Consider the following 24,425-nt stretch of genomic DNA (forward strand, 5'->3'; position numbering starts at 1 on the left):
GCGGTTTGGCCCATGGGGCCGGTTGGGTTTGCGCGCTGCGTGATGCCGCGCCAGTCAGTTGCGCAGTGGCCTTCCGGTGGTGAGCATGTGCTCCATGCGCGCCAGCGACTGCGGCATCCTGGAAAGCGCGACCATCCTTTCCACCTCGAGCGCGAGGATGTGTTCCTCGCCGACAACGGTGCCGGGCGGTACCGCGCCGCCGGTCAGCACCTCGGCCATGGCGCGTGCGATGGTCAAGTCGTGTTCGTTCAGGTCGAGGTCGGCTCGCATCTCCTGGAGATGGGCGATCAACGCGTCCGCCCCGGCAGTCCCCTTCACCTTGAACTCGACGGCGGCTTTCGGCGGGCGCGGCGCCTCGCACATCGCCACTGCCAGCGAACGAGCCTCCGTGATCACGAAGTCGCGGTTCATGACGATCCGGTCGCTCGGGCGCAGCAATGCGCGATCGACGGCCTGCAGCGCCGATGAAGTCACCTTGCCGTCGACGAGCACCTCGAGTGCGTTCTTCGCGCCGAGGAAGGCATCACCGCCGCATCGCTCGGTCCAGCGCTCGAGCAGGCGCGTGCAACCTCCCCAACCGGGCAGGATCCCCACCTTGACCTCCGGCAGGCCGGCATTCAACTCGGCGTGCGCGACGCTCGCATGGCAACTGAGCTGAAGCTCGCAGCCGCCGCCCAGCGCCAGCCCGAAAGGCGCGCCGACCACCGGGAACGCGGCCCGGCGCAAAGCCAGCAACGCGGCCTGTCCACGTGTGACGAAGCGGATCATGCCGGGCCAGTCCGCAGCCTTCGCATAGGCGACGAAATGGCCCAGGTCCGCGCCGACGGAGAACGCGCGGGCATGGTCGTTGGCCAGGATGAGGGCGCGAAAGCCGGCTTGCACGTGGCGCGGCGCCGCCTCCAGAAGATCGACAACCTGCTCGTTGCAGGCGTTCATCTTGGTGTGCACCTCCAGCGCCAGAATGCCCTCGCCAACGCCCCAGAGCGACGCCGATCCGTTGCCAGCGACTTTGCCCGAAGAGCGTTTGGCGCACCCGATCGAGAATCCCCCGCGCCCGGCGTTGGCCGCCGTGCGCTGGCCTGCGCCATCGAGCGGACGCCCCTCCTGGTAGAAGCCGCCGGCTGCGGCCGCCTGGCCGAGCAGCGCGGGAACGGCGCGCCCCTCCTGCGAGAGCCGGTCCCGTATCCATTCGCAGCCCACGCGATCGGCCAGTTCGAAGGGCCCGGCGGCCCAGTTGTAGCCTAGGCGGATCGCGACATCAATGGACTCGACGTCGTCGGCGATCTCGGGTCCGACCTCCGCCGCGTAGCTCACCGTGTGCGAAAGAACGCTCCAGGCGTAATGGCCCGCGGCGTCGCCTTGCTCGCACAGCTTGCGCAGATCGCGCCCGGCGACGTCGAGGCTAGTGAGGCGCGCGGGCTCGAGCGGCCGATAGGCTCCGGTGCCAAGGTCCATCGCCTCGCGCATCTTGTTCGCACCCTCCTGGCGGGTGCGATAGAAGCCCGAGCCAGCGTTGCGGCCGGTCAGGCCCTGCGCAAGCATGCCGAGGATCAGCTTGTCGCGCGTGATGTCATGGCGACGATGGGCGTCGCTTGCCGCAAGCGACTTCATGAAGCTGCCCCACACCAGCGGCACGAGATTGATGCCCACATAGTCGAACAGGCCGAAGATGCCGGTGCGGGGAATACCGAAGGGTGCGCTCATGACGACGTCCGCCTGCTCGACGGTCAGTCCCAGCCTCTTGGCCTCTAGGACGGCGACGGACATCCAATAGTTGCCGACGCGGTTGGCGATAAAGCCTGGCGTGTCGCGGCAGCGCACGACCGTCTTTCCCATGACCTTCGCGCACCAGGCATCGGCGCGGTCGACCGTCTCCTTCGCCGTCGCAGGACCGGACACCAGTTCCACCAGCTTCATGACGCGCGGCGGATTGAAGAAGTGGGTGATGACGAAGTCCCGTGCAAAGGATTCGCTCAGGCCTTCGACCAGGTGCGCCAGCGGGATGGTCGAGGTGTTCGACGACACGATCGAGCCCGGACGCCGACGCTTCTCGATCTCGGCATAGAGGCTGCGCTTCACGTCGAGGTCTTCGTAGACGGCCTCGATGATCCAATCGGCCAGCGCAAGCTGTTCCAGGTCGTCCTCCATGTTCCCCGGCTGCACGAGCCGCGTCCGGTCGGGTGCATGAATCCACCTCCGCCCATTTGCCGCTCGATGGCGCGCTCAGCCAGGCAGTTGCGCGAGGACTCGCCGCTCAGCACGCGGTCGAGCAGGACAGTTTGCACGCCGGCATTGGCCAGTTGCGCGGCGATGCCGGCGCCCATGTTGCCGGCGCCGATCACCAGAGCGCGAGAAATCTGTTGGATCATGCCGGTCCTCAGCGCGCGAGGTTCTCGACCACCAGGGCGATGCCCTGGCCACCACCGATGCACATTGTGACCAGGCCATAGCGGCCGCCGATCCGCCCCAGTTCCGCGAGGCACTTGACCGTCAGGATCGCTCCGGTGGCTCCCAGGGGATGGCCCAGCGCGACCGCGCCGCCGTTCGAGTTGACCTTCTGCGGATCGAGGCCCAGGCCATCGATCACCGACAGGGCCTGCACCGCAAAGGCTTCGTTAGATTCGATGACGTCGATCCGCGCCAGCGTGACGCCCGCACGCGCCAGCGCCAGGGGAACGGCATGCACCGGGCCGATGCCCATGATCTCCGGTGGCACGCCGGCCAGCCCCCAACCAACCAGTCGCCCGACCGGCTGCAGCCCGCGTCGATCGACTTCCTGCGCGCTGGCCAGCACGACTGCCGCGGCCCCGTCGTTGATACCCGAGGCGTTGCCGGCGGTGACCGAGCCGCCCTGCCGGAACACCGGCTTGAGCTTGGCCAGGTCGTCCATCGTCGTTCCAGGCCGGATATGCTCGTCGGCATCGAAGACGGTCATTCCCTTCCTGGTCTTGATCTCGATGCCGACGATCTGCTTCTTGAAGCGCCCTTCCGCGGCGGCCGCGGCGGCGCGCCGGTGACTTTCCACCGAGAAGGCGTCCTGGCGCTCGCGGCCGATGCCGTACTTGGCGGCCACGTTTTCCGCCGTGCACCCCATCGCCCCGTGGCCGAATGGATCGGCCAGGGTGTTGTGCAGCCAGTCGTAGACCACGCTGTCGCCCATACGGTTGCCAAAGCGCATGCCCTGCACGGACAAGGGCGCACGGCTCATCGCCTCGGCGCCGCCGGCCACCGCGATCTGGGACTCGCCCAGGCGGATCATCTGGGCCGCGCTCATGATCGCCTGCGCACCGGAGCCGCACAGGCGGTTGACCGTCAGCCCGAGCGACTCGACCGGCATGCCCGCCTCAATGGCCACGGTGCGCCCGAGAAACAGATCGGCCGCCTCGGTGGGAATGACGTTGCCGAAAACGGAATGGTCGACGTCGCCGACGCCGACGCCTGCCCGCGCGATCGCCTCGCGCACCACCACGCGGCCGAGTTGGGTGGGCGTGAAGTCCTTCAGGCTGCCGCCGAAGGTGCCGATGGCCGTTCTGGCGCTACCGAGGATGAAGATGTCGTTTGCCATGGCGATGAAGGGCTGTGTTTCGATCTGGTGGGTTGGTGTCGAAGCGGCGTCGACGTTCAGTGGCTGGCGACGTCGTCGCTGAGGACGACGGCAGGGTTGCGAGGTTCTGCGTAGAGCGCCGCGACATCCTGGCTGCGGTTGGCCAGGGCGGCGCGCTGGTTGAGGTAGCCCTTGTCAGTCATCTCCCCGGCTTCCATCGACGGCGCGCTCGCCAGCAGCAGGGCGCGGTGCACCCGCATCGACGATCCGCCGGCGCTGCTCAGTTCGCGCAGCGCCGCCGCCACCGCTGCGCGGACGGACGGGTGCGCTATCGATTGCGCCAAGTCGGCGTCGTGCAGGCCGGACAGCCCGCGGCATGCGGCGAGATTGGGGAAGACCAGCAGGCCGACCTCGTCGCGGTCGTGGCCGGTGACCACAACCTCGTCGAACAAGGGCGCGCCGGCCGACAGCGCCGCAAGGCGCAGGCTGCCGACGCTCACCCAGGTGCCGCTCTGCAGCTTGAAGTTCTCCGCGACTCGTCCGTCGAATAGGATGCCGTCGCGCTCCCAGTGATCGTCGTCGAGCTTGCCGGCGTCGCCGATGATGTAGAAGCCCGCGTCGTCGAACGCAGCCGCCGTGAGTTCAGGATTGCGCCAATAGCCGGGCGTTACCATCGGTCCGCGCACACGTAGTTCATGCTTGTCCTGGTTGAGCATCAGCTTGATCGCCGCGCCGGGGAGTGGCAGCCCGATCGAGTCGGACCGGCAGCACTCGCGTCGCGTCATGCTGACGACCGGCGCCGTCTCCGTCGATCCCCAACCGATGAAAAGGTTGAGCTGGTGCCCTGTCGTACGCAAGCAAGCCGCATGCAATGCATCCCAAGTCGCCTGCGGAAGCGCCGCACCGGCGGAGAAGACGACGCGCAGACGCTGGAAGAACGCACGTTCCAGGTCGGCATCCGTCTGAAATGCCTTGACCAATTCGTTCAGCGCCTTGGGCACGCCAAGGTACACCGACGGAGGGAAGGCCTTGAGATTCTCGAAGGTTGGATGCATCCGCCCGGGGACAGGGCGACCATCGTCGATGGTGAGCGTGCCGCCGTTTCGCAGCGCGAGGTTGAAGTTGAGGCAACCGCCGAAGACGTGATTCCAGGGCAGCCAATCGACGATCTGGGGAGGCTCGTCCTCGAGGAACGGCCACACCTGAGCCATAGCATCCTGGTTGCTGCACATCATGCGCTGCGTCACCATGACGCCCTTCGGAGAGCCGGTCGATCCGGAGGTGAATAGCACCTTCGCAACCGTGTGGTCGCCCACCCGTGACACGAGGCTGGCGACATCCACGCCTGCGACACCCTCGGTCAGATCCGCGATCGTGGCGCGCCCCGGCTTGGTAGGAACCGCATTGCCCACGACGACCGCCGCGCCCATCTCCTCGGCAAGACTCAGCGCGCGTTCGTAGCCGGCCTCGTCATGGGCAAAAACCAGACCCGGGGTCAGCGCCTGCAGGATGCCGCGCAGACGTGACAGATCCTCAAACTGCGAATACGCCACCGAGATCGGCGCCACCGGGATGCCCACCGCCATCGCCGCCAGAGCCAACATGGCGTGGTCGATGCCGTTCTCCGAAAGGATCGCCATTGGCCGTTCGGCCGTCAGCCCGCGCGCCACCAGGGAACTCGAGAGCCGAAGGCACAAGCGCAGCGCCTCGCCGTAGCGCAGCTCGCGCCACGTTCCACTCACCGATTCGCGCAAGAAGACTCGGTCGGCATGCTCGCCCGCGCCGCGCTCGAGCATCTCACAAAGGGTCGAGGAGCGCCGCACAGGGGCTGTCTCCGCCTCGATGAGATGTGCGCCGCCCGCAAGCGAGCGACGCTGCTCGATATAGCCATAGTCTTCGCGACGCTTTTGCAGGGCTGCTTCCATGTTTGTCCTTTGTTACTTGTTCTATTGGATTTACTATAGATAATAATGTTATCGACTTATCTAGGTGGTAACCCTCTACACTGCTCGGCAGACCGGCCCTGTCGTTGGAACGACTCCCCATGCCCTTCGTCCCAATTCCAATGTGCGCAGCCCGATCGTCATCGACATGAGGCACGATTGGCTACTCCATCCGCCGTATGCAGATTGCCGTCTTCCAGAACATCTACAGGGCCTTTGGCGACCAGGCCGTGACCCTGGTGCAGTTCTCGATGATGGCTGTCGCGGCCGACACCCGGAGATCACTTCATCGAGATGGGAGTCACTGAACTGAGCATGAGCCCCGCCGCTATCCTGGCGGCTAAGAAGCGGATCTGCGAGTTGTGATCGTGCAGAGCACCGGACCATCGAGTCGGCGCGTGCTGGGCATCCTGAGCGACTGCGACGGAGTGATCGTCGACAGCGAAGTCATCGCCGATGCGATCTTGGTCGACGTGCTGCAGACCGCTTTCGACCGCACTGATCTGGGCGCACTCACCCAGGACATGTTCGGCCGCCGGCTAATCGACATCATTCAGCTCATGGAAGAACGTGCCGGAAAGGTGCTCTCGCCGGCCGAACGCATTGCGCTCCAACAGCAAATCGACGCCGAAGTAGCCGAGCGCGCACCCGCCGTGCCGGAGACGGCCGAGGTCTACCGCAGCCTGGGGTTGCCGGTAGCAGTGGTTTCCAACAGCGCCTTCCCGCGGCTGCGCCGCAGCGTCGAGCGAACTGGGCTGCTGCCCCTGACCGGTGCGCACCTTTACAGCGCCGAGGATGTGGGTCGCCCCAAGCCGGCGCCCGACGCCTACCTGCACGCAGCGCATCGGCTGGGCCTGCATCCGCGCCATTGCTTGGTGATCGAGGACAGCCTCACCGGCGTGCGGGCGGCGCGCGCCGCGGGCATCAGGGTGCTGGGCTTTCTGGGCGGCAGCCACATCGGCGCAGGATATGCGGCGCGGCTGATAGAGGCTGGTGCGATGGACGTATTCGCAGACATGCGCGAGCTGCCGGACTTGATCGCGACCGCCGAGCGGACCGCCACGGATCTGCGACGCGCTGGGGGCAAGTGATTTGCAAGCGCAACAGGATCATCGAACGATGGCACAAATGCAGTTCTCACTTTCCGTGTCAACGGACACATGTGCTCTTTGACATGCAGTAAGAAATTTCCCAAGTGTTCTGAGAACCCACAAGGGGCATCGAGCGTGCCGGATCCCGGCTGCATAGCGTCACAAGCCGCAGGGCGGGCGTCAAATGGGCACCGACACCTATGGGTTGCACAAGGCTTTTACCTTCTCGGAGAGCCGCAGCTGGACCTCTGGCGAAACGAACTTGTCGACTTCACCGCCCAGCATCGCTGCCTCTCGCACAAACGTGCTGCTAATGAACTGGTACTTGTCGCTAGGGGTAAGGAAGACGGTCTCCACTTCTGGCATCAGGCATCGGTTCATCCCTGCCAGCTGGAACTCGTAGTCGAAGTCGGTTACCGCGCGCAGGCCCCGAACCATCGCCTTGCCACCGCGCGCGACGACAAAATCTCGTAGCAGTCCGGAGAAGCTTTCCACCTCCACCTGCGGATAGCTCTCTGCCATTTGACGGGCCATATCGATGCGCTCCGCTAGCGTAAACATCGCGTTCTTGTGGTGGCCGGCGGCCACGGCGACGATCACCCGGTCGAACAATTGGGTCGCGCGACGCACCACGTCCTCATGCCCGAGCGTCATGGGATCGAAGGTGCCGGGGTAGACGGCGATCAGGGGGCAGGATCTGGTCATGGTGCTTTTCCGATGTGCAGCCGACGAACCGACGTTTCGCGCCGATCAGCAGCAATCCACTGCCGTGCGTTGGTGCGTGCGCAAAGCGAAGGCAAGTCTGGTCGACCGGACTTTACCTGCTCAGGGTGTGAGTAAATCTCTCACGGCGAGACCCCATCGTTCAGGAAGAACTACGCGCGTGCAAAGCATTGAGACCCCGGCATGACAAGGCTCGCGATAAGCCAGGAGTGACCCACCCGCAGCCAGCCTTACCAGAAGCGCCACCAGCGCCGCGGAGCGGGCGATGCAGCCAAGGGCGGCCCCAGTCGGTCGCTCAATGACATCGGCGCTCGATTGCGGCGACGAAGCTCTGTCTCGTGCTCATGGGCATAGCCCCTGGCATGCAGCACGCCCTGCAAGGCCAGTCGACGCCACGCGAGCGCCCGCTCCTGCAAGTCGGCGTCGGAAAGCTCAACGGGTTTAGTCATCCGGTAATTTTCCCGCCGAACCACCGCTTGCGAATGATTTCACACAGCAGCCGCCAAATGAGGACTTCAACTGTAGCGCTTCTCGAGCTTGTCCCAGTGAGGCTTATCCACCAGCCTCTGGCGCTCGGCAAATGGCGTCACGAGTCCGCTGGACTCCTGCACCTCCTTCTCATCGCGCAGCACAGCCAGGGCCTTCTGCATCCCGGCCAGGGCTCCCTGCAGCGCCGCATTCGCGTACAGCACGATGCCATAGCCCATCTCGGCCAGTTCGTTCGCGTTGAAAATCGGGGTTTTGCCGCCGATCACCATGTTCATCAGCTGGGGTTTGTTCAGACGCAGTGGCAGCGCACGAATCTCGGCCGCCGTGGTCACGGCCTCGACGAACAGAATGTCCGCGCCGGCCTCCGCGAATCTCTGGGCGCGCTCCACAGCGGCCTCGAAGCCGTGATTGGCAGCCGCATCCGTTCGAGCCATGATCATGAGATCGGAGTCCCGGCGCGCATCGACAGCAGCCTTGATCTTGCTTACTGCCTCTTCGGTCGAGATCACCTCCTTGCCCGAGAAATGACCGCAGCGCTTAGGGGCGACTTGGTCCTCGAACTGGATGCAGTCCGCGCCCGCACGCTCCAGTGTGCGCACAGTGTGATGCACGTTGAGCGCGTTGCCGAATCCCGTATCGGCATCCACGATCAACGGCACCGACACGGCATCGCGGATGCGTGCTGTGTGATCGGCAATTTCCGACAATCCCATGAAGCCCTGGTCCGGCATGCCGAACCACATGTTGGTGACACCGGCCCCGGTCACGTAGATGGCCTCGAAGCCCAGATCCTCGATCACCTTGGCAGACAGTGCATTGAAAGCGCCCGGCACCAGCATCCCACGTCGGGCTTCGACCATGGACTTGAGTTGTTTGCGAGTTGACATTTTTTTCTCTGTGTTCAGAAGCTGTCGCCGGGCACACGGACCCAGCCTTCCATCAGTACGCGCGCACTGCGGCCCATCAAAGCCTTGGTCACTTTCCACTGACCGTCGATCTGCTCGGCTTGGGCGCCTACGCGCAGCGTGCCCGAAGGATGGCCGAAGCGCACAGCTTGACGAGTGCCTCCGCCGGCAGCGAGGTTGACCAAGGTGCCGGGAATGGCGGCGGCCGTCGCGATGGCCACGGCCGCCGTGCCCATCATCGCGTGGTGCAGCTTGCCCATGGAAAGCGCGCGCACGAGCAAGTCGACTTCCTCTCCCTTCACGGTCTTGCCGCTCGAGGCAACGTAGTCGGAAGGCGGCGCAACGAAGGCGATCTTGGGTGTGTGCTGCCGCTTGAGCGCTTCGTCGAGGTTCCGGATCAACCCCATCTTCATGGCACCGTGGGCGCGGATGAGCTCGAAGCGCACCAGCGCCTTGGCGTCGCGATTGATCGCATCTTGCAGTTCGGTGCCCGTGTAGCCGATGTCCGTCGCATTGACGAAGATGGTCGGGATGCCGGCGTTGATCAACGTGGCCTTGAAGGTGTCGATGCCGGGCACTTCCAGGTCGTCCACCGGACGACCGGTCGGGAACATCGCCCCTCCGCCATCGCCGTCGGCCCCTTCCGCGGGGTCGAGGAACTCCAACTGCACTTCGGCAGCAGGAAAAGTCACTCCGTCGAGTTCGAAATCGCCAGTCTCCTGCACCACCCCGTTGGTGATGGGTACATGGGCGACGATCGTTTTGCCGATGTTGGCCTGCCAGATGCGAACCGTGCACAACCCGTTCTCGGGAACGCGTCCGGGCGGCAGCAGGCCGTTGGCGATCGCGAACGGGCCCACGGCGGACGACAGGTTGCCGCAGTTGCCTGACCAGTCCACGAAAGCGCTGTCGACGGAGACTTGGCCGAAGAGATAGTCCACGTCGTGGTCGGGTCGCGAGGATGCCGCCACGATGACCGTCTTTGAGGTGGATGAGGTAGCCCCGCCCATGCCGTCGGTCTGCTTGCCGTAGGGATCGGGGCTGCCAATCACGCGAAGGAGCAGCTTGTCACGTGCCGGGCCGGGGCGTCGCGCGGCCTCGGGCAGGTCCTGCAGGCGGAAGAACACGCCCTTGCTGGTGCCACCGCGAAGATAAGTGGCGGGAATCCTGATCTGGGGTTGGAATGACATGGCGATGCTCCTCATACGGCCGGCTTGCGCTCGGCCAGAAAATCCTGAGCGAAGCGCTGCAGCACGCCGCCAGCCTCGTAGATCGAGACTTCCTCGGCAGTATCCAGCCTGCAGGTGACGGAAACTCGCAGCGATTCGCCCTTCGTTCGATGGATGACCAGAGTCAACTCGGCTCGCGGTGCGCGTTGGCCGACCACGTCGTAAGTCTCAGTGCCGTCCAGCCCCAGGGTCAACCGGCTGATGCCGGGCTTGAATTCCAGCGGCAGCACGCCCATGCCGATCAGGTTGGTGCGGTGGATGCGCTCGAAACCCTCGGCCACCACCGTTTCCACACCGGCCAGGCGCACGCCTTTGGCAGCCCAGTCACGCGACGAGCCTTGGCCATAGTCAGCGCCCGCGATGACGATCAGCGGCTGGCGTCGATCCATGTAGGTTTCGATGGCCTCCCACATGCGCACGACCTTGCCTTCGGGCTCCACACGGGCGAGCGAACCAGCCCTCACCTGCCCTTTTGCGTCGCGCACCATCTCATTTCTGAGCGTGGGGTTGGCGAAGGTGGCACGCATCGCGGTGAGGTGATCGCCGCGATGGGTCGCGTAGGAATTGAAGTCTTCCTCGGGCAAGCCCATTCTTTCCAGGTACTCGCCGGCGGCCGAGTCGAGCAGGATGGCGTTGGAAGGCGACAGGTGGTCGGTCGTGATGTTGTCCGGCAAAAGGGCCAGTGGACGCATTCCCTGGAGGGTCCGCGGGTTCGCCGCGAGCGCCCCGACGCCCTCGGTATCCCAGTAGGGAGGGCGGCGGATATAGGTAGACACCGGCCGCCAATCGTACTGAGCGCTCACCACTTCGCCGCTGTCGGCGCGAATGGCAAACATGGGCTCGTAGACCTGACGGAACATCGCGGGCTTCACACTGGCCCGGACCACGGCATCGATCTCCTCATCGGCCGGCCAGAGGTCCTTCAGCCGGATCTCCCGGCCGTCTGCAACGCCCAGGACGTCTCGCTCGATGTCGAAGCGCATCGTGCCGGCAATGGCATAGGCCACGACAAGAGGCGGCGATGCCAGGAAGGCCTGCTTCGCGTAGGGGTGAATGCGGCCGTCGAAGTTGCGGTTGCCGGACAGCACGGCGGTCGCGTACAGATCGCGGTCGATGATCTCCTGCTGGATCTCCGGATCCAACGCGCCCGACATGCCATTGCAGGTCGTGCACGCGAAGGCCACGATGCCAAAGCCGAGCTTCTCCAGCTCGAGCAGCAGGCCGGCCTCTTTCAGATAGAGCTCCACGGTTTTCGAACCGGGCGCCAGTGAGGACTTCACCCAGGGCTTGCGAACGAGCCCCAGCCGGTTGGCGTTGCGCGCCAGCAGGCCCGCCGCGATCACGTTGCGCGGGTTGCTGGTGTTGGTGCAACTGGTGATGGCCGCGATGATCACGGCACCGTCGGGCATCAGGCCCTCGGCCTCCTGCTCGCGCGCTTCGTCCAGGCCGACGGCGATGCCGCGTTCAGCGAGGTCGGAGGTGGGCAGGCGCCGATGCGGATTGGAAGGGCCCGCCATGGCGCGCACGACGGTCGAGAGGTCGAACTGGAGCACTCGCTCGTACGAAACATCCCGTAGTGTGTCGGCCCAAAGGCCCGCCGTCTTGGCGTAGCTCTCGACCAGCCGGACCTGTGCCTCCTCGCGGCCCGTCAGGCGCAGGTATTCGAGTGTCTGCTCGTCGATGTAGAACAGCGCGGCCGTCGCGCCGTACTCGGGGCACATGTTGGAGATGGTCGCGCGATCGCCGATGGTCAGGCTGCGTGCACCCTCGCCGAATAACTCGAGATAGGCCCCAACCACCTTTTCCTTGCGCAGGAACTCCGTCAGTGCCAGCACGATGTCGGTCGCGGTCACCCCCGGCTGCCGCCGCCCGCTCAGCTCCACACCGACGATGTCGGGCAGACGCATCCACGAGGCGCGGCCCAGCATCACGTTCTCCGCTTCAAGGCCGCCGACCCCTACGGCGATGACGCCGAGTGCATCAACATGCGGCGTGTGGCTGTCCGTGCCCACACAGGTATCGGGAAACGCCAAGCCATCCTGCACGTACACCACAGGCGACATCTTCTCCAGGTTGATCTGATGCATGATTCCGTTGCCTGCCGGGATCACCTCGACGTTCGCGAAAGCCCGCTTCGTCCAGTCGATGAAATGGAAGCGATCCTCGTTGCGCCGGTCCTCGATCGCCCGGTTCCTGGCGAAGGCATCAGGCTCGAAGCCACCGCACTCCACGGCCAGCGAGTGGTCCACGATCAGCTGTACCGGCACCACGGGGTTGACCTGCGCCGGGTCGCCGCCCTGGGCCGCGATCGCGTCACGCAGGCCCGCCAGGTCCACCAGGGCCGTCTGGCCCAGGATGTCGTGGCAAACCACCCGAACCGGATACCACGGGAAGTCCCGATCGCGCCGCCGCTCGATGATCTGCAGCAGGCATTCGTCCAGGATATCGGGCTCGCAACGACGAACCAAGTTTTCGGCATGCACTCGCGCGGTGTAGGACAGACCGTTCCACGCGCCGGGGCGCAGCGCATCGACGGCCGCGCGCGCGTCGATGTAGTCCAGCGCCGTGTCGGAGAGGCGTCTTCTGTAGGGTGTGTTCATGGGGCGAGAGGAAAACATGGCGGCGGTTAGGGCCTTCGGATGCATGACAGCCCGATCGCTTTCGGGCCAAAAAGGAAGCTCAGCGCCGATCCTCGATCGGCACGAACTTTTGGTCCTCGGGGCCTGTGTAGTTGGCGCTCGGACGGATGATCTTGTTGTCGATGCGCTGTTCGATCACGTGGGCGGCCCAGCCGCTGGTACGGGCGATCACGAAAAGTGGCGTGAACATCGCGGTTGGCACGCCCATCATGTGATAGCTCACGGCGCTGAACCAGTCCAGGTTGGGGAACATCTTCTTGACTTCCCACATCACCGATTCCAGCCGGTCGGCGATGTTGTACATCTTGGTCGAACCGGCTTCCTCCGACAACTGCCTGGCCACGCCCTTGATGATCACGTTGCGCGGATCGCTCACGGTGTAGACCGGATGGCCGAAGCCAATCACGACTTCCTTGGCTTCAACGCGCTGGCGGATATCGGCCTCTGCCTCGTCGGGGTTGTCGTAGCGCTTCTGAATCTCGAAGGCCACCTCGTTGGCGCCGCCGTGCTTGGGCCCGCGCAGCGCACCGATCGCGCCGGCAACGGCCGAGTACATATCGCTGCCGGTGCCGGCAATCACACGCGCCGTGAAGGTCGAGGCGTTGAACTCATGCTCGGCGTACAGGTTCAGCGAGGTATGCATCGCGCGCACCCACGCCTGGGCGGGCTTCACGCCGTGCAGCAGGTGAAGGAAATGGCCGCCGATCGAATCGTCATCGGTCTCCACCTCGATGCGCTTGCCCTGGGTGCTCCAGTGATACCAGTACAGCAGCATGGAGCCCAGCGACGCCATCAGGCGATCGGCGATGTCACGCGCACCGGGCAGGCTGTGGTCGTCCTTCTCCGGCAGGATGCAGCCCAGCGCCGAAACGCCGGTTCGCATCACGTCCATGGGGTGCGCGCTGGCGGGTAGTCTCTCGAGTGCCTCCTTCACGCTGGCAGGCAGGCCGCGCATGGCACGCAACCTGGCCTTGTAGGCCTTGAGTTCCGGGCCGCTCGGGAGCTTGCCGTGCACGAGCAAGTGCGCGATCTCTTCGAATTCGCAGACTTCCGCGATGTCGAGGATGTCGTAACCGCGGTAGTGCAGGTCATTGCCGGTGCGCCCGACGGTACAGAGCGCGGTATTGCCTGCCGTCACGCCGGACAGGGCGACGGATTTCTTCGGTTTGAAGGACACGGTAGGGACTTCGGTCATCGCAAGGCTCACTTTCGATCTCGTGTTGTGTTTGCAATCTTCGCAGCGGACAATGAAGCTGACCAGTGCTGAATTGGCGTAGATTTGTGAAAGCCTTTCAGCCAAGTTGCAATGTTTGCGAAGTACTCACGATGCACAAGACGTTCATGGGCGTGCGCCTGAAGACCCTGCGGGAGCAGCGCGGACTGACACAGGCCGCGCTGGCGCAGTCACTTGGCCTGTCACCCAGCTACCTGAATCAGATCGAGAACAACCAACGGCCCCTGACGGTGCCAGTATTGCTGCGGCTGCAATCAAGCCTTGGGGTCGACCTGCAGTTCTTCTCGGAAGATGAAGAGGCCCGCCTCATCTCGGAACTGCGGGAAGTGGTGGCCGACGCTGGTGCACAGGAGCCTGTTTCCATGGCGGAGGTGCAAGCCATGGTCGGCCAACTGCCAGCCATGGCGCAGGTGCTGGTGCGTCTGCACAAGCGTTGCCGCAATGCCGAGGAACGCCTGATGCTCCTGGCCGACGGCATTGACGGCGATCACAATCCCCAGCGCTCCGCGATGCCATTGCAGCCGTACGAAGAGGTGCGCGACTTCTTCTACGAGCGGCACAACCACATGGCGGTGCTCGACGAACGCGCAGAGCAACTATTCGAACAATTGCACCGCGATGCCGATGCCGAGCGAGCAGGCAAGATCTCCGGCGAAGACGCCACCACTGCGGGCGGCGACCTCGTCGCGTTGCTGGAACGACACCTGTCCAAGTTGCATGGAGTCTCCACGATCAACGCACGCCGCAGCGGCAACGACGCCGAGATTGTCCGGGCCTTTGACCCTTCAAGCCGCACCTTGAGCCTCTCGGCCGACATCGAGCCAGGTCAGCGAGCATTTCAACTCGCCACACAGATCGCGCGACTGGACGCGGCCGACCTGATTGAATCGTTCGCCACCCATGAGAGCTTCGGCAGCGACGAAGCCCGCGCGCTGGCCCGCATCGGCTTTGCCAGCTACTTTGCGGGTGCTCTGCTGCTGCCCTACCGCCGCTTCCTGGCCGAGGCGGAGGCCTTGCGTTACGACATCGACCTGCTCAGCCAACGCTTCAGGGTGAGCTTCGAAACCGTGTGCCACCGCCTCTCGACCATGCAGCGGCCGGACGCGAAGGGAATTCCGTTCTTCTTCGTACGCGTGGACCGTGCCGGCAACATCTCAAAGCGCCAATCCGCCACGGACTTCCACTTCTCGCGCACGGGTGGCACCTGTCCGCTGTGGAATGTGTACCAGGCATTCGCCCAGCCCGGCGAGATCCTGACGCAACTTGCACAGATGCCCGACGGGCGTACCTACTTGTGGATTGCCCGGTGCATATCGCGCCGGCGAGGCGGGTTCGCAGCGCCCGCGCGCACCTTTGCCGTCGCGCTGGGATGCGACGTGCGGCACGCTCACCGGCTCGTGTATGCAACCGGGCTCGACCTCCGAGATCCTGCAGCCGCAACGCCGATCGGCGCCGGCTGCAAGGTCTGCGAGCGCGAGGACTGTGCACAGAGGGCTTTCCCTGCCATTGGCCGAGAACTTCAGGTCAACGAGAACGTGCGCCAGTTCGCACCGTATGCCAACGCGCCCCAGATAGAGCCGAAGGCGATGCGCACGGTGCGACCGGAGCCACTTGCAGGCAGGCGACGCAACTGAAAAAGCACGACTGGATCGCTCCGAAGTCTGCTCCTTGCTCTCTGCAAGTGCCCGGGAGATTGGATGCCGCGCACGCTCGTGCCGCTCACTTCAGGTCAGCTCCGCAAGCGCTTCACTGACACCTTGCTCCCGCAACGGAGAGTCCGCGCCGTTCCGATGCAGCGCCGCATCGGAAGGCACCGGTGTTGCGCAGTCCTTGTGGATGACCCCATCCTTCATCACGAGTTGAATCTTCCCCGGGTCCGTCAGCAGCGCGAGATTATTCAAGGGATCGCCATCCACGAGAACGATGTCTGCCAAGTAGCCCGCCTTCAACTGGCCGAGTTCGTCGGGCTTTTGCATGATCTGGCCACCGAGCTGAGTTGCGGCGAGCAAGGCCTCCTTGGGCGTCATGCCGATGTAGTCGACAAAGTACTGCAGGTCGTTCGCATTGGTGCCATGCGGCATCCATGCAAAGCCATAGTCGCCGCCCGGAAGGATGCGGATTCCACGCTTGTGCATTTCGCGCAGCGAGGCTGATGCGATTTCGAGTTCGCGCTTGTAGCCCATCTGCGTAGCCACGGCTTCGGTGATCCCGTATTCGGCAGCGTTGTAGGTGGTACGGATCAACCAACCGATGCCCGGTGCGACAAAATGTTTGTCCTTCGCGGCTTCGAGCATGTCCAGCGCCTCGGCATCGGCAAAACTGGCGTGGTAGACCATTTCGATGCCGTGGCGCACGCACTGCTTGACCGATTCGCTGGACCGGGCGTGCGCTGCCATGCGCTTGCCATAGCGCTTGGCCTCCTGCGCCAGCATTGCCACCTCGTCCTCGGCAAACGGCGACATCTCTGCCGGCAGGCCCGCTATGTACTCGCCGGAAAGGTTGATCTTCAGGTGGTCGACGCCGTACTTGATGAAGGTTCGGGCCGATTTGCGGATTTCCTCGGGGCCGCTGCAGACGCTGCCGAAGCTCAGCTCCTCGAACTTCATGTGCGGCAGCGTGTTGTCCCCGAGCGCGCCAATCGTCGTGATTTCCTGGCTGCCCGCGAGATAGCGAGGGCCGGGAAACTCCCCGGCTTCGATGGCATTGCGCAGCACCACGTCGAGTCGCGGCTTGGCCGCCGCTGCGCCAATGGCGGAAGTCCAGCCCATGTCGAGATAGCGCTTGGCCACCCGTACGCACCAGAGCATGTGCTCCTCGGGAGGCATGAACTGGATCGCGGCGAGCGAAGGCTGATCATTCCATGAGAAATGCGTGTGCGCCTCGGTCATGCCGGGCATGAGGAAGCGGCCCCTGCCCTCGATCACGCGGGCGTCGTCGGTGCTGATTTTCTGCGGTGCGCGCGCAATTTCGACGATGCGCTTTCCTTCGACAAGAACGTCGCCCATGTAAGGGTCTTCGCCGGTGCCATCGAAGATGCGGACATTGGTGAATGCAGTGCGGGTCATGACATGTCTCCTCCGGTCGTGAATGCCGGAAATGGTGGATGAAACCTAAGGACCTGTAAAAAATCAGCGCAGCGATGCATGGAACCGTTTGAGTTCCTCCATGCAGCGTAGTGGCTCCTCGAAGGTGGTCCAGTGGCCACAGCCGTCGAAGACCACCTGTCGCGATCCGGCAATGCGTGAGGCCATCACAGCGACGCTGGCTGGCGGTGCGACCCCGTCCTGATCGCCGGTCACGAGCAAGACAGGTATGACAATCTGCTCGATCTCGGCCGACTGCGCCGCAGCCAGCGCCTCGCAGCTTTGCGCATAGCCCTCGGGGGGTTGGCGCATCACGCTTTCACGCACCAACGCAAGCACCGCGGGCTGCTCGGCTTTCGTCTCCCGGCTGGTGGCTGCCTTGACGATGGCATCGGCAATCTCCTGCATCGCCACCACCCCGCCACGCGCGGCCGCCGCGCGCGCCAGGATGTTCGGCCTGGCCGCGTCCGGCGGCGCAACGAGCGGGCCGAAGAGCGCCAGCGACTTGACCATGGCGGGATTGCGAACTGCGAAGTGCTGCGCAACGATGGTCCCGAGCGAGTGCGCGGCGACGTGCACCGTCTCGATGCCAAGCCCCGAGAGCAAGGCTTCGAGCTGCATTGCGTAGCCTTCGATCGAGAGCGGCTCCTGCAAGAGCGGTGAGCGCGCACTGCCGGGCAAGTCCGGCCGGATCACCTTGAAATCGGACAACGCTGCAAGAAGCGGCGTCCAGGTGTTCGACGAGCCGCCGAGCCCGTGGATGCACAGCAGTGCATCGCCGTCGCCATCGATCTCGACGGCCAGACCATGGATGAGTTGTGTCGCCATGGTGCGGCTCAGACGAACTTGTTCTCGATGATGCCGAGGCCGTCGATCTCGACGCGGACCACATCACCAGGCTTCAAGTACCGCGGCGGCGTCATCCCCATGCCGACCCCTGCCGGTGTGCCGGTGGCGATCACGTCGCCCGGATACAGCGTGATGCCGTGCGAAATGGTTTCGATCAGCGTCGGAATGTCGAAGATCATGTTCTCCGTGGGACCATCCTGACGCAACTCGCCGTTGACCCAGCAGCGCACGCGCGTCTTGGTGCCGTCGAATTCGTCCGCCGTTACAACCCAGGGGCCCATCGGGCAGAAGGTGTCGAAGGACTTGCCCAGGTCCCACTGCCCGTGACGGATCTGCACGTCACGCGCCGTCACGTCGTTGACCACCGTGTATCCGAAGACATGTTCCATCGCCGCGGCGCGCGTGATGTTCCTTCCGCCCTTGCCGATGATGACGGCGAGCTCGGCCTCGTAGTCGATCTGGGTCGAGACCTCCGCGGGAACCAGCACGTCGTCATGCGGGCCGACCACGCATTCCGGTACCTTGGTGAACACGATCGGCCACTCGTCGGTCTTGGCGCTGTTGTCCTTGAAGACCGAGGCCGAGAGTTCCTTGGCGTGCGCGTGATAGTTGCGCCCAACGCACCAGAGATTGCGGCGCGGCTTGGGCAGTGGCGCGTCGAGCGCTACGTCGTCCATCTTGACTTTGGGACCGGTCGATGAAGGCAGCGCACCGCCGCCGGCCATTGTTTCGATGATGCTCAAGATGCCCGCATCCGACTGCGCGGACGACAGGTCGAGGGGCTGGATTGACAGTCCGTCGCCGGAAACCACGCCCACTTTCCGGGTGCCGTCGATGATGAAGGTTGCGATGCGCATTTCGGTTTGCTCCTGGGATTTGCCTTGCTGGCCGCGGCGCCGATGGACGTGCCGCAGGGACGGATCAACTGTAGAAAAAAGAGCCTTCGAGGGCTTATCGAAGCATCCGGCGACGTATCGGGGAGTCAGGTGAAGTGCTAGGGAGTTACCCGGGGACGGCTCCCTGTCAGACCGGTCCGGACGAACAATTGCGCCGTTGACCCATGATTCAAGGACCCGAAAGATGTCGGAGGCATACGCACTGCACGAAGGGGCGTTCGGTACGGCGATCGTTCTGGAATCACGTGCGAACCTGGTCGCGCACGCGCATTCAGAATCGCAGCTTGCACTGTGGCTCGGCGGCACGCGCGCCATCGCCCACGTGGGTAGCGAAGTCGTGCCCTATGGCGAAGACGTCGCACTCGGCGTCAATGCCTTCGAAGCGCACGACATGGTCATGGAAAGCAGCGGCGGCTCCTGCCTCTTCCTGGTCTTCATGATCTCGCGGCAATGGCTGGACGATCTTGGAAACGCAAAGGGACGAAGCTTTCGGTTTCCGTCGCCTCGCGTTCCAATCAACGGCGTGCTTCGCCGCTCGTGCTGGCGTGTGCTCGACCTGATCATCTCCGCGCAAGAGGCCCGTTCGGCAGTGGACAGCGAGGTGGAACGGCTGCTGGAGGCGGCGATTGCGACTTCGGCTGCCGGCGCCGACGACACGCCTGCCGGGGTCATGATGCTCGACCAGCGGCTACGCCGAGCCATCTCATATATGCGAGAGCATGTCTCTGAGATCACCACCATTGACGAGATCGCCGCCAAGGTGGGGCTCTCGCGCGGTCACTTCTTCGCCCTGTTCCGGGACCAGCTCAACACGACGCCGCAGGTCTTCTGGAGCGGCGTGCGCGTCGAGGAAGCTATGCGTCGCGTGGCCGAAGGCAGCGCTTTGACCCAAGTGGCGCTGGATCTCGGCTTCTCTGCGCCTGGAAACTTTTCTCGCTTCTTCAAGGAGCACACCGGGGTCTCGCCATCGATCTTCAAGCGGGCAGCGCGAGAGCCTATGCCGGTAACCGTGACTGGAATTCCGCGAGAGCCAAAAATCTAGCTGCATGCGTGCGCATCGCGTTGGGGCAGGTTGCCCTGCCGCTCCAGCCAAGACATCACCCTTCCGCAAGTCTTGCTCTTCGGCCGTCGCTTTCAAGTCCCAAGCTCGCCCAACTCCAGGCGCATGCTCACCCCCCCAAGGTCGGATGTCCCAATTTGGAGTCGCCCTTGATGGATGCGGGCCACTTCGGAAACGAGGTGCAAACCAAGGCCGGCTCCGCTCCCGCGGGCGCGAAGCCGGTAGAAAGGCTCGACGATCCGCCTGCGTTGATCCTCCGGAATGCCGGGCCCGGAATCGGACACCTCTATCGTCGCGGGTGGGTAGACGCCGACACGAATCTCGCATCCTTCGCCACCATGTTCAATGGCGTTCTGAATCAGGTTCGCCACCGCGCGCTCAATAGAAGTCACGTCGGCGCGGACGCGTACGGCATCGGGAGCATCGACCGCAATCGAACAGCCATTCATGATTACCAGAGGGGCAAGATCACCGACCACCCGCTCGCAGAGCAGCCGAAGGTCGACGGAATCGACGGATGCTGGTTCGCGTGTAAGCCTTTGAAGATCAAGCAGTTGCTCAGCCAGTGTCGCCAACCGCGTTGTAGACCGAACCAACCGCGCCTTATCCCTGGTTTCTTGGGGCAAGGATTCGATCTGTATGCGCAGCGTTGCAATGGGCGTTCGCAGCTCATGTGCCGCGTCCACCAAGAATCTTTCGTGGCGCTTGTAACCCTCGTCGAGACGGTCGAAGGCTCGGTTGACAGCCACAACGAGCGGCTGGATCTCGGAGGCCACTTCAGTCATTGGCAAGCGCGTTTCACGGCGATCAATGTCGATATGTTCTGCCTTGGCCGCAGTAGCCACCGTTCCCGCCAATCCGCGACGGATGACAAATGGCGTAGCCATAAGTACCACCAGTGCCGTCACAAGCATGGTGGGAGCTACCAGTACGAGGTAGGCCGTCGCTATCCATTTGAACTTGTCTACCAAGGACAGCGGCGCGCCAGCCTGCACTATGACGTTGACAGCTCCTCCATCCGTATCGATCCGCTCGAAACGAGCCACAGGCCGACCGACAGTTTCGGCGAGATCCAACGCCGACCGCTCCTCGCCATCCAGGACTCGAAGCAACTCGACATAGCGTGGAGGGACATCACCATGCCGCAACTCGTATCCCTGCGAATTGCGCGCTGCAAACCAGAGGTTCGGTGCAGCGCCCACCAACCGCTGCATTTCCGAGGTCGTTCCCAACACAAGCTTTCCGTCGGCAGTGTGCCGAATCGACCTGCCGATGATCTGCGCCGTACGCTCCCCGCCTTCGTCCACGAGTCTTCCTACCGCGCCGAAGATCGCAATCACGCCGAGAAGCGCCAGCAAGCTGGCGACAACCTGCAGGAGGACGAGATTTCCGACCAGTCGCCAGCGCAGGGATCTTGGTTTCATGCGGAAGTTTTCAGTAGATAGCCGACCCCACGAATGGCGTGTATTTCCACGCCTGCGCCCGATTGCTCCAGCTTGGATCGAACTCTGGATACGTGGGCGTCCAAGGAGTTCGAGCGTATGTCATCCGCATCTCCATAAATGCGCTCCAGCAGCCGCTGCCGAAAAACCGTACGGCCTGTGGACAGAAGAAGGGTTTCGAGCACCAGAAGCTCGCGTCGCGTCAGGGCAAGCGGTTCGCTCCCGACCTGGAACTGGCGTGATTCATGGTCAAAATGCAGCCGCCCGGCAACGCTGATCTGCTGCGCACGCACAACCGGCCGGCGTGCGAGAGCGCGGATCCGGGCCATCAGTTCATCGATGGAGAACGGCTTGGCCAGGTAGTCATCCGCGCCACGATCGAGGCTGCGAACCCGTTCCGTTACCTCGCCCATGGCGGTCAAGACCAGCGCCGGCGTGGACCGGCCGGAACTTCGAAGGAATTCAATGAGGGCAAGGCCGTCGCCATCGGGCAGGCCCCTGTCCACGATGAATATATCGTGGTCCGCATCGATTGCGAGATGCATGGCTTCACGCAATGACGAAGCGATGTCCACCACCATCGAATGGTCATGCAGGGCGGACGCCAGCGCCTGCGCGAGATCGGAATCGTCTTCAACTACAAGGATTTTCAAGGGCGAACCGTACTTGGAATCAAACGAGGCTGGCTATGGAGTTCCATTCTGGCAAACCGGAAGTAGTTTGCCCGATCAAATCTCAGTCCGCGAGTCGCCGGCAATCCAACTGCTCCGCCGGACGCCTGAAGCGCGCCAGCCTTGTGGGACGTTGCCACATCGCGCGACCCCACGGGCTCCACGCCGCGCGGCGCCCCAGGCAGGCCACGAGTATGCCGCCGGCCACGTCAACGACGACGTGCTGGCGGGTCGCCAGCGTCGAGTAGATGATGGCGAGGCACCAGAACCAGTTGAAAGCTCGGGCCCAGCGCGGCGAGCGAATGCTCTTCAGCTGGCTCGAAATGACGTACGCGCTGTACACGGCGAACGCCACGTGCAGCGAAGGAAAGGCGTTTCCGCTGGCGTCGGACTCCTTCAGAAAGCGGAGCATCGGAACCTGGGACCAGTCAACGCCGAACGGCGGTGTGACGGTGGGAAAAAGCCAGAATGATGCGATGCCCAAGAGAGCAATGGCCAAGGCGCCCGCGGCGTAGGCGCGCAGCGCGCCTGCGTTCAACGCGAACGCGGGGGCGAGTGACACGTAAACCCAAAGCGATACGTAAGGTACGAAAGCAAACTCGTTGACGGCGATCCACTGGTCGATCCACGTCATCGGCATCGTGATCGCCCGGCCCGCCGTCTCTTCCATGGTCCAGAAGTACACAGCGAAGAATGCGGCGATACCCGCGACCGTACCGATCATTTTCAGGAACCAGAGTGTCCGGATTCGAAGCCAGAGTGCTCTGGTCCAGGAGAAGGGCACGTGCGCAGGTTGGATGTATTTCATCTGAGGTCCACAAGGGTCGGAGACCATCCTATGGACCGAGATTGCGCGAACATTACGCAGATTGGCGGGCGGAAGCAGGCGGATCTGCGTGATCATCGAACGTCTTCTGCGCCCAACATCGTGGCCGGCACGCTCAGCCAAGGTTGCCTGCAGCAACCCTCAAGCGGCTTTCAGCGGAGATTGCCAAGGCCGGCGGTCTCCGTTCACGGCCGAGCGCATCGAGAAGGACTCCCGAGATTCAGATCGTCAGATCGACCACGCATAAATGAGATGCAAATGGTCGGCGCGACGCCAGTGCCACCTGACGTGGTCAACGCCCAACAGCGGCCGACCTCTCTTGCAATGTTCGCGTAACCCTCATAGGTAGTCTTCTCGTCTGTCTCCAACCGATTCGCAGATCGCGGATCGCGCGGCGATCTTATAAGGAGCTGAAAGATGAGGTTGAAGGGCAATCTTCTAGTGCTTGCAGTTGCAGCGGCGGTGACGCTCACGCTGACAGGCTGTGCAACGGATCGACATGAACGACGCGCTGCAATAAAAGGAGCTCTGATTGGCGCCGCTGGAGGCGCAGCGATCAGTGCAATGACAGGCGGAGACGTGGCCGCAGGAGCTGCGATCGGAGCGGCTGGCGGTGCCGCCGTAGGTGTCATAACTCATGAGGGGCGCGAACGCCGCATCTACAACGACGGGGGTCGCCGGTATTGGCAGGACGACTATGGCCAGCGGCGCTATTTTCCAGACGGCTATCGTTGACCGAACTGGGCTGGCCTGAGTTGAACAGCCGGCGCAGTTCGATGACGCACGGGCTTGGCGCCGTCAAGCGAGCCTGCCGGTCCCCGGAGGGGCCCTCACTCCGTGACTGGCAGCATAAACCGACCCGTCGGTCGTCCTAGGGTCTCCGTATAAAGTCGAGGCTGCTTGCCGTCCAGGTCCTTGATGCCATACGCCATACCCAACTCAGCAGAGATCAGCGTCTCTCCCGACCTATCAAGCTTCGATGGATCACGCCACAGCCGTTCAATGACTGAGCCCGTGAATTCAGGCATTTCGAAGTTGCACAGATGAGCTGCGACTTGGGGGGGGAGGTGTTCGCGCGGGATGGATTTCAGCGCGTCGGTGAGGATCAGCCCGGGCCAGATGGATACCGCCGTCACGTTGTACGGACGAAGATCCACCGCCATGTCGAACGTCATCTTGTCGGTACCGGCCTTTGCAGCCCCATAGGCTGGCCCGCAATGGTAAGACACGGCCCCATAAAAGGAGATGTTGACGATCAGGCTGCCGCCAGTCGCGACCATCAGCGGCACCGCATGGTAGGCGGCCACGTAATTTGAGCGAAGCCCAATTTCAATCATGTCAGCGAGAGCGAGCGGCTTCTCCCAGAAGGGTCCCGGCCTGGCGAGCGAGCGAGCATCGACCGCGGCGGCGTTGTTGACGAGGATGTCCAAAGACCCTGCCTCCATCTTGATGCGCTCGAAGAGCATCTTCACTTGTGCGTCGTCGGCGTGATCGCACATCACGGGTATGCCTTCACCACCGGCGGAATCCACCTCCTCAGCGGCATCTTCGAGTGGCTCAAGCGAGCGCCCCGTGATGTAGACCTTGAAGCCTCGGCCGCCAAGCGCCCGCGCAATGCCTCGACCGAGCCCACGACTAGCACCCGTAACGACCGCAATATTGGTTTTCATGCTTTGGGTGACCCTCACCGCTGTGTGCGGATCCTCTGTTCAACATGCTCGAGAGGTTACCTGGGATCGCGAGCGGCGCCAACGGCACATCTTTATGCCCGTTAATCTTGCGAACAGGACCTGACACCGTG

General features: G+C 63.6%; 20 protein-coding genes. 4 read left to right on the forward strand and 16 right to left on the reverse strand.

The genetic code is table 11. From position 1 onward, the window contains the following. Positions 1-54: 54 nt before the first annotated feature. The 4 genes from ACAM58_RS31695 to ACAM58_RS31710 are packed head-to-tail and all read right to left on the reverse strand — an operon-like array spanning position 55 to position 5,469. Positions 55-2,148 (reverse strand): 3-hydroxyacyl-CoA dehydrogenase NAD-binding domain-containing protein, encoded by a 2,094-nt coding sequence (locus ACAM58_RS31695; protein ID WP_369664707.1) that lies wholly within the window; start codon positions 2,146-2,148, stop codon positions 55-57. Next, complete coding sequence (locus ACAM58_RS31700; protein ID WP_369664708.1) at positions 2,076-2,369, reverse strand: 3-hydroxyacyl-CoA dehydrogenase NAD-binding domain-containing protein; 294 nt, start codon at positions 2,367-2,369, stop codon at positions 2,076-2,078. Before ACAM58_RS31700 ends, ACAM58_RS31695 begins: the two co-directional genes overlap by 73 nt. Before the next feature lie 8 nt (positions 2,370-2,377). Further along, complete coding sequence (gene bktB / locus ACAM58_RS31705) at positions 2,378-3,565, reverse strand: beta-ketothiolase BktB (protein WP_369664709.1); 1,188 nt, start codon at positions 3,563-3,565, stop codon at positions 2,378-2,380. Positions 3,566-3,621: 56 nt separating this feature from the next. Next, a complete protein-coding gene (locus ACAM58_RS31710; RefSeq protein ID WP_307596914.1) occupies positions 3,622-5,469 on the reverse strand; it encodes an AMP-binding protein in 1,848 nt (615 codons plus the stop codon). Positions 5,470-5,666: 197 nt separating this feature from the next. Between ACAM58_RS31710 and ACAM58_RS31715 the strand changes: the two genes are divergently transcribed. Further along, a complete protein-coding gene (locus ACAM58_RS31715; RefSeq protein WP_369664710.1) occupies positions 5,667-5,795 on the forward strand; it encodes a hypothetical protein in 129 nt (42 codons plus the stop codon). A gap of 90 nt (positions 5,796-5,885) precedes the next feature. Continuing rightward, complete coding sequence (locus ACAM58_RS31720) at positions 5,886-6,578, forward strand: HAD family hydrolase (RefSeq protein ID WP_369664711.1); 693 nt, start codon at positions 5,886-5,888, stop codon at positions 6,576-6,578. A 198-nt stretch (positions 6,579-6,776) separates the two neighbouring features. On the opposite strand, the gene coaD is transcribed toward ACAM58_RS31720, so the two are convergent. The 5 genes from coaD to prpC form a co-directional block, all read right to left on the reverse strand. Continuing rightward, positions 6,777-7,283, reverse strand: coding sequence for a pantetheine-phosphate adenylyltransferase (gene coaD / locus ACAM58_RS31725; RefSeq protein WP_369664712.1), 507 nt, complete (start codon positions 7,281-7,283; stop codon positions 6,777-6,779). A gap of 533 nt (positions 7,284-7,816) precedes the next feature. After that, on the reverse strand, positions 7,817-8,677 hold the full coding sequence (locus ACAM58_RS31730; protein ID WP_369664713.1) for an oxaloacetate decarboxylase: 861 nt from the start codon (positions 8,675-8,677) through the stop codon (positions 7,817-7,819). Between the two features lie 14 nt (positions 8,678-8,691). After that, entirely contained in the window at positions 8,692-9,885 is a 1,194-nt protein-coding gene (gene prpF, locus ACAM58_RS31735) for a 2-methylaconitate cis-trans isomerase PrpF (protein ID WP_369665089.1), read from the reverse strand. An 11-nt stretch (positions 9,886-9,896) separates the two neighbouring features. After that, the gene (gene acnD, locus ACAM58_RS31740) at positions 9,897-12,524 is read right to left on the reverse strand and encodes a Fe/S-dependent 2-methylisocitrate dehydratase AcnD (protein ID WP_369664714.1); all 2,628 of its coding nucleotides are present in this window, start codon (positions 12,522-12,524) and stop codon (positions 9,897-9,899) included. Positions 12,525-12,603: 79 nt separating this feature from the next. Then, positions 12,604-13,758, reverse strand: coding sequence for a 2-methylcitrate synthase (gene prpC / locus ACAM58_RS31745; RefSeq protein WP_369664715.1), 1,155 nt, complete (start codon positions 13,756-13,758; stop codon positions 12,604-12,606). Between the two features lie 131 nt (positions 13,759-13,889). Between prpC and ACAM58_RS31750 the strand changes: the two genes are divergently transcribed. Then, entirely contained in the window at positions 13,890-15,431 is a 1,542-nt protein-coding gene (locus tag ACAM58_RS31750) for a short-chain fatty acyl-CoA regulator family protein (RefSeq protein ID WP_369664716.1), read from the forward strand. Positions 15,432-15,521: 90 nt separating this feature from the next. Here the strand turns inward: ACAM58_RS31750 and ACAM58_RS31755 are convergent, their stop codons facing one another. The 3 genes from ACAM58_RS31755 to ACAM58_RS31765 form a co-directional block, all read right to left on the reverse strand. After that, entirely contained in the window at positions 15,522-16,862 is a 1,341-nt protein-coding gene (locus ACAM58_RS31755; RefSeq protein WP_369664717.1) for an amidohydrolase family protein, read from the reverse strand. 63 nt (positions 16,863-16,925) lie between these two features. Then, positions 16,926-17,708 (reverse strand): alpha/beta fold hydrolase, encoded by a 783-nt coding sequence (locus ACAM58_RS31760; protein WP_307596924.1) that lies wholly within the window; start codon positions 17,706-17,708, stop codon positions 16,926-16,928. An 8-nt stretch (positions 17,709-17,716) separates the two neighbouring features. Then, positions 17,717-18,586, reverse strand: coding sequence for a fumarylacetoacetate hydrolase family protein (locus ACAM58_RS31765; RefSeq protein WP_369664718.1), 870 nt, complete (start codon positions 18,584-18,586; stop codon positions 17,717-17,719). A gap of 223 nt (positions 18,587-18,809) precedes the next feature. On the opposite strand from ACAM58_RS31765, the gene ACAM58_RS31770 reads away from it, so the two are divergent. Next, positions 18,810-19,667 carry a helix-turn-helix domain-containing protein gene (locus ACAM58_RS31770; RefSeq protein WP_369664719.1) on the forward strand — a complete coding sequence of 286 codons (858 nt, stop codon included), beginning with the start codon at positions 18,810-18,812 and terminating at the stop codon, positions 19,665-19,667. A 92-nt stretch (positions 19,668-19,759) separates the two neighbouring features. Here the strand turns inward: ACAM58_RS31770 and ACAM58_RS31775 are convergent, their stop codons facing one another. The 4 genes from ACAM58_RS31775 to ACAM58_RS31790 all read right to left on the reverse strand — a co-directional run bounded on the left by ACAM58_RS31775 (position 19,760) and on the right by ACAM58_RS31790 (position 24,294). After that, positions 19,760-21,109: a sensor histidine kinase gene (locus tag ACAM58_RS31775; protein WP_369664720.1), complete on the reverse strand. Its 1,350-nt coding sequence runs from the start codon at positions 21,107-21,109 to the stop codon at positions 19,760-19,762. Then, a complete protein-coding gene (locus ACAM58_RS31780; protein WP_369664721.1) occupies positions 21,106-21,780 on the reverse strand; it encodes a response regulator transcription factor in 675 nt (224 codons plus the stop codon). The genes ACAM58_RS31775 and ACAM58_RS31780 overlap by 4 nt, the downstream gene beginning before the upstream one ends. 82 nt (positions 21,781-21,862) lie before the next feature. After that, complete coding sequence (locus ACAM58_RS31785; RefSeq protein ID WP_369664722.1) at positions 21,863-22,702, reverse strand: phosphatase PAP2 family protein; 840 nt, start codon at positions 22,700-22,702, stop codon at positions 21,863-21,865. A gap of 752 nt (positions 22,703-23,454) precedes the next feature. After that, positions 23,455-24,294 carry an SDR family NAD(P)-dependent oxidoreductase gene (locus ACAM58_RS31790; RefSeq protein ID WP_369664723.1) on the reverse strand — a complete coding sequence of 280 codons (840 nt, stop codon included), beginning with the start codon at positions 24,292-24,294 and terminating at the stop codon, positions 23,455-23,457. Between the last annotated feature and the right edge of the window lie 131 nt (positions 24,295-24,425).

Origin of the sequence: Variovorax sp. V116 (assembly GCF_041154435.1) — a bacterium.
Lineage (GTDB): Bacteria > Pseudomonadota > Gammaproteobacteria > Burkholderiales > Burkholderiaceae_C > Variovorax > Variovorax paradoxus.